5 protein-coding genes and 1 other RNA gene are annotated in these 6,146 nt (G+C 64.5%); 4 read left to right on the top strand and 2 right to left on the bottom strand.

The window, feature by feature from the left end; genetic code table 11:
* Window positions 1-296, top strand: a transfer-messenger RNA (tmRNA) gene (gene ssrA / locus VG320_RS20335); the annotation flags it as partial.
* A 160-nt stretch (window positions 297-456) separates the two neighbouring features.
* Here the strand turns inward: ssrA and VG320_RS20330 are convergent.
* Both VG320_RS20330 and VG320_RS20325 read right to left on the bottom strand, forming a co-directional pair.
* Window positions 457-723: a hypothetical protein gene (locus VG320_RS20330; protein WP_103706999.1), complete on the bottom strand. Its 267-nt coding sequence runs from the start codon at window positions 721-723 to the stop codon at window positions 457-459.
* A gap of 131 nt (window positions 724-854) precedes the next feature.
* Window positions 855-1,940 (bottom strand): substrate-binding domain-containing protein, encoded by a 1,086-nt coding sequence (locus VG320_RS20325; RefSeq protein WP_327201870.1) that lies wholly within the window; start codon window positions 1,938-1,940, stop codon window positions 855-857.
* A gap of 131 nt (window positions 1,941-2,071) precedes the next feature.
* On the opposite strand from VG320_RS20325, the gene VG320_RS20320 reads away from it, so the two are divergent.
* The 3 genes from VG320_RS20320 to VG320_RS20310 form a co-directional block, all read left to right on the top strand.
* Window positions 2,072-2,593: an NAD(P)H-dependent oxidoreductase subunit E gene (locus VG320_RS20320; protein WP_327201869.1), complete on the top strand. Its 522-nt coding sequence runs from the start codon at window positions 2,072-2,074 to the stop codon at window positions 2,591-2,593.
* A complete protein-coding gene (locus VG320_RS20315; RefSeq protein WP_327201868.1) occupies window positions 2,590-4,155 on the top strand; it encodes a formate dehydrogenase beta subunit in 1,566 nt (521 codons plus the stop codon). The genes VG320_RS20320 and VG320_RS20315 overlap by 4 nt, the downstream gene beginning before the upstream one ends.
* A gap of 15 nt (window positions 4,156-4,170) precedes the next feature.
* A partial coding sequence (locus tag VG320_RS20310; protein ID WP_327201867.1) for a molybdopterin-dependent oxidoreductase occupies window positions 4,171-6,146 on the top strand: 1,976 nt, incomplete at its 3' end.

Here is a 6,146-nt window from a genome sequence, read left to right as displayed (position 1 = left end):
GGGAAAATCGTAACTGCAAACGACGATACGTTCGCACTGGCAGCCTAAGGGCCGCCGTCCTCTGCCTAGTCTACTGACGGGCTAGTGTCGCAAGACCGGTAGCAATACCGCCAGAGGTCATTTACGTCAGTTAAGCTCTGTCGGCGTCACGACGCCAGGGTCGAAAACCTAGTGAATCGCTGTAGCGCAGCGTGTTCGTCCGCGTCGCTCCGGTTAAATCAAATGATAGAACTACGCATGTAGAACTGTTTATGGACTGCTTCTGGACGCGGGTTCGATTCCCGCCGGCTCCACCAGAATTTGCTGCAGCAAAATAAAAACTCGCGAAAGCTTTTTAAAGCTTCGCGAGTTTTTTCTTTTTTGCGGCGCAATAAATCTGCGACAAAGTCTGAAACAACTTGCAACAAATAAAAAACGGCGCCATCGCGCCGCCTTCTATCGCAATAATCAGCCTACTTAATTATCTTGCGGGCATTGCAGATTACAACCATTCGGATCGCCGAGATCGCCCTTCTTGCGCATCGCCGAAGCCTTGCCGTGCTGATACTTCGCGGACGGCGCGGAGGCGGCGAACTGCAACTGCGGATGTTCCTGGAGACGGAATTCGTCGGTCAGGATGCCGCCCGGCACGCCGGGGGAGTTCTGCGCGAAAGCGACGTCGATAGTGGCAAACAGCGCGCCAGCGGTGGCGGCAACTGCACAAACTTTGAGCAAGAATTTCATGGTCGATCGGCGCGGACTCTGCGCATCTGGAACGGGGGAGCTTATACCGGTCGAAAGTATCACAAAAACCAGCCGACTCTGCAGCGCTAGCTGACAGACATATTGCTCCGCATTACAACGCCCGTCCGTGCTTAGCCCGCGAATGCGTGCCCAAGCCAGCCCTCTCCGAGCGGCACGACCGTGCCGCACTCGCCCGGATCGTAACCTTCCAGCCGCGCCACGGCCTCGCCGAATGGTGCGCCGCGCAACAATTCGAGCACTGCGGCAAGCGGCTCGCGTTCAAGCTGGCTGCGCTCGCAGGCGAAGTAATAGTCCTCGTCGACGATGGGGATGAAGTCGAGACCGAAGTGATGCGCGGCCGGCTCCACGCCGAAGCCCACATCGGCCATGCCGCTCGCCACGAACGCCGCGATCGCCGAATGCGTGAGTTCCGATGACGCGTAGCCGTTCACGCGATCCGGATCGACGCCGATACGCGTAAGCAACAAATCGATCAGCAAGCGCGTGCCCGAACCCGGCTGACGGTTCACGAAGCGAATGTCCCCGCGCGCGAGATCGGCCAGACCCGCGATGCCGCGCGGGTTGCCGCGCTCAACAAAAAGCCCCTGCTTGCGGCGCGTGAGGTGCACCAGCACATGGCGCTGCGGATCGAGCCAGTTGCGGTAGGCGTCCGCGCAGGCCGCGCGGAATTCCCCACGCGGCAGATGGAAGCCCGCCAGATCGCATTCGCCGCGCGCCAGCGCCGTGATGGCGTCGGCGCTATCGCGGTATTTGATTTCGACCGGCACCTGATCGCCGACCAGCGCGGTCACCAGCGCCGCCACCGCGTAACCATGCGAGGCGTGGATGCGCAGATCCTGCACATCGGGCGTGAGCCAGCGGTTGAGGTCGCTGGCCACTTCGCTGGCGAGCGCCTGGAGATTGCCGTGCAGACGCTCGGCGCACAGGCGCTGCGAGCGCAGCACCGCCTCGCCGAGTTCCGAGAGTACCGAGCCGCGTCCACGTGCCTTGGCGATCAGCGCGCCGCCCAGACGTTCCTCGACTTCGCGCAACAAACCCCACGCGTGACGATAGGACAAACCCTTACGCTGCGCGGCCTGCGCGATGCTGCCTTCTTCCGCGACGAGCGCGAGCAGCGGCACGACGTCCGTCAGGCTTGCCTCGCGGCCATCCGCGTCGCGCACGACCAGTTGCGCGTGGCAATCGACCTTGATCATTATGAAGTCTTCCTTCCTATTGCAGCGGCCATTCTACGGGCCTATTGTTCGTCCATACAACAAGACAACCCCAGCATAGATGCACACTTTATGAATAACAAGTGCATATATGCCCCTGGAGGAGCCTCACAATGGACGAGACAAAAGCGCCTTCCAACGCGCAGCCTGACGCCCTGACGGATACGCTCGTGCAGCGTCACGCGCTGCCCGGCCGCACCCTGCTCGCGATACTGCATGCGATCCAGGACGAACTCGGTTACGTGCCGCCAGCCGCCGTCGCGCCGCTCGGCCGTGCACTGAATCTCTCGCGCGCCGAGGTACACGGCGTCCTCACCTACTACCACCATTTCCGCACCGCACCGCCCGCGCCCGTCGTGGTGCAGCTATGCCGCGCCGAAGCCTGCCGCAGCATGGGCGGCGAGGCACTCGCGCAGCACGCCGAAGCCCACACGGGCTGCCGGTTCGGCGCGCATGAACACGCGTCGGCGGACGGCGTCGCGCTGGAATCGGTTTATTGCCTCGGCCAGTGCGCGCTCTCGCCCGCCATGATGATTAACGGCACGCTGCACGCAAAAGTGACCCCGCAGAAGTTCGACGCGCTGCTGGCGAAAGCGCTCGCCGCCGTCGTAGTTCACACCGAGGAGGCCGCATGACGCGCATCTACGTTCCTCGCGATTCGTCGGCGCTGGCGCTCGGCGCCGATGATGTCGCCGCCGCGATCCAGCGTGAAGCCGCCGCACGCGGTATCGACATCGAACTCGTGCGCAATGGCTCGCGCGGCCTGCTCTATCTCGAACCGCTCGTCGAAGTCGATACGCCCGATGGCCGCGTCGGCTACGCGAACGTCGAAGAAAGCGAGGTCAGCGCGCTATTCGAAGCGGGCTTCGTGCAAGGTGGCCAGCACTCGCGCAGCGTGGGCCTCGTCGAGCAGATTCCGTATCTGCAAAAGCAGCAGCGCCTCACCTTCGCGCGCATCGGCATCACCGATCCGCTCTCGACCGACGACTACGTCGCGCACGGCGGCCTCGAAGGCCTGCGCCGCGCGCTGCTGATGACAGGCGACGCAGCCTGCCAGGCGCTGATCGAATCGGGTCTGCGCGGGCGCGGCGGCGCGGCCTTCCCGGCCGGCATCAAGTGGCGCACGGTTGCCCAGGCGCAGGCAGACCAGAAGTACATCGTCTGCAATGCCGACGAAGGCGACTCCGGCACCTTCTCCGATCGCCTCATCATGGAATGCGATCCCTACGTGCTGATCGAAGGGATGACGATCGCGGGCGTGACCGTGGGCGCGACCGTCGGCCATATCTACGTGCGCAGCGAATATCCGCATGCGATTGCCGCGCTCGAAGAGGCGCTGCGGCGCGCGCGCGCCCAGGGGTGGCTCGGCGACGACGTGCTGGGCAGCGGCAAGCGCTTCGATCTGTTCGTCGCCAAGGGCGCGGGCGCCTATGTGTGCGGCGAGGAAACGGCGCTGCTCGAATCGCTCGAGGGCAAGCGCGGCATCGTGCGCGCCAAGCCGCCGCTGCCCGCACTCGCCGGTCTCTACGGCAAGCCCACGGTCATCAACAACGTCATCACGCTCGCCACCGTGCCGATCATCTTCGCGAAGGGCGCGGCGTTCTATCAGGACTTCGGCATGGGGCGCTCGCGCGGCACGCTGCCGTTCCAGCTTGCGGGCAATATCGCGCGCGGCGGCCTGGTGGAACTGGCCTTCGGCGTGACGCTGCGCGAACTGATGTTCGACTACGGCGGCGGCACCGCGAGCGGCCGGCCCGCGCGCGCCGTGCAGGTGGGCGGCCCGCTGGGCACCTATCTGCCCGAGAGCCAGTGGGACATTCCGATGGACTACGAAGCGTATGCGGCAGTCGGCGCGGTGGTGGGCCACGGCGGCATCGTGGTGCACGACGACACGTCGAATCTCGCGGAACTGGCGCAGTACGCCATGGAGTTCTGCACGCTCGAATCGTGCGGCAAGTGCACGCCCTGCCGCATCGGCTCGACGCGCGGCGTCGAAGTGATCGCGACGATCCGCCACGGCGACACCTCCGAAAAACAGGTCACGCTGCTGCGCGACCTGTGCGACACGATGGTGTCCGGGTCGCTCTGCGCGATGGGCGGCATGACGCCCTTCCCCGTGCTGTCCGCGCTCGATCATTTCCCTGAAGACTTCGGTCTTGCCACCCAGCCCGCCACCCAACCGGCGGCCGCCGCCTGAACGAAAGGAACCAACATGTCCGACACGCTCACGTCCCAGGCCGGTGGTTGCGGTTCCGGCAATTGCGCCTGCAAATCGGCAGCAATCAAGCAACGCTCGCCCTTCGACGACACCGACTACGGCACGCCGCTGCGTCACGCCGATGTCGACGTCACGCTCGAAATCGACGGCCAGAGCATCACGGTGCCCGCAGGCACCTCCGTGATGCGCGCCTCGATCGAAGCGGGCGTCAACGTGCCGAAACTCTGCGCGACCGACTCGCTCGAACCGTTCGGCTCGTGCCGGCTTTGCCTCGTCGAGATCGAAGGCCGGCGCGGTTATCCCGCGTCCTGCACCACGCCCGTGGAAGCGGGCATGAAGGTGCGCACGCAAAGCGACCGTCTGCAGAAGCTGCGCCGCAACGTGATGGAGCTGTACATCTCCGATCACCCGCTCGACTGCCTCACCTGCCCCGCCAACGGCGACTGCGAACTGCAGGACATGGCGGGCGTGACGGGCCTGCGCGAAGTGCGCTACGGCTTCGACGGCGCGAATCACCTCAAGGATAAAAAGGACGAATCGAACCCGTACTTCACCTACGATCCGTCCAAGTGCATCGTCTGCAACCGCTGCGTGCGGGCCTGCGAAGAAACGCAAGGCACCTTCGCGCTGACGATCGCCGCGCGCGGTTTCGAGTCTCGCGTCGCGGCGGGTGCGAGCGAATCGTTCATGGATTCGGAGTGCGTCTCGTGCGGTGCGTGCGTGGCCGCGTGCCCCACCGCGACGCTGCAGGAAAAGAGCGTGGTGATGCTGGGCCAGGCCGAACACTCGGTCGTGACGACCTGCGCCTACTGCGGCGTGGGCTGCTCGTTCAAGGCCGAGATGAAGGGCAACCAGGTCGTGCGCATGGTGCCGCACAAGAACGGTCAGGCCAACGAAGGCCACGCCTGCGTGAAGGGCCGCTTCGCGTGGGGTTATGCCACGCACAAGGACCGCATCAAGAAGCCGATGATCCGCGCGAAGATCACCGATCCGTGGCGCGAAGTGAGCTGGGAAGAAGCGCTCAGTTACGCCGCGAGCGAATTCCGCCGTATTCAGGCGAAGCACGGGCGCGATTCGATCGGCGGTATCACGTCGTCGCGCTGCACGAACGAAGAAACCTATCTCGTGCAGAAGCTCGTGCGCGCCGCCTTCGGCAATAACAATGTCGATACCTGCGCGCGTGTATGCCATTCGCCCACCGGTTACGGGCTGAAAACGACGCTCGGCGAATCGGCGGGCACGCAGACCTTCGCTTCGGTCGATCACTCGGACGTCATCATGGTGATCGGCGCGAATCCGACCGACGGGCATCCGGTGTTCGGCTCGCGTCTGAAGCGCCGCGTGCGTCAGGGCGCGAAGCTGATCGTTGTCGATCCGCGCCGCATCGATATCGTCGATACCGCGCATGTGAAAGCCGAACATCATCTGCAACTGCGTCCCGGCACCAACGTGGCGATGATCAACGCGCTCGCGCATGTAATCGTCACCGAAGGCCTGGTCAACGAAGCCTTCGTCGCCGAGCGTTGCGAGACGCGCGCGTTCGAACAGTGGCGCGATTTCGTCGCACTGCCGGAAAACTCGCCCGAAGCGATGGAACCCCTCACCGGCGTCCCGGCGCAGCAGGTCCGCGAAGCCGCGCGACTGTATGCACGCCAGGGCAACTCGGCGATTTACTACGGTCTGGGCGTCACGGAACACGCGCAAGGCTCGACCATGGTGATGGGCATCGCCAACCTCGCGATGGCCACGGGCAACATCGGCCGCGAAGGCGTGGGCGTGAATCCGCTGCGTGGCCAGAACAACGTGCAGGGTTCGTGCGATATGGGCTCGTTCCCGCACGAACTGCCGGGTTATCGCCATGTGGGCGACGCCACCACCCGCGCACTCTTCGAGGACGCCTGGCAGGTCGCACTGCAAAGCGAGCCGGGCCTGCGCATTCCGAACATGTTCGAGGCGGCGCTCGACGGCAC

The organism is Paraburkholderia sp. (assembly GCF_035948235.1).
In the GTDB taxonomy this organism is placed as follows: Bacteria; Pseudomonadota; Gammaproteobacteria; order Burkholderiales; family Burkholderiaceae; genus Paraburkholderia.
Note: the sequence above shows the minus strand (reverse complement) of the source record. Positions and strands in the feature narration are given on the sequence as shown.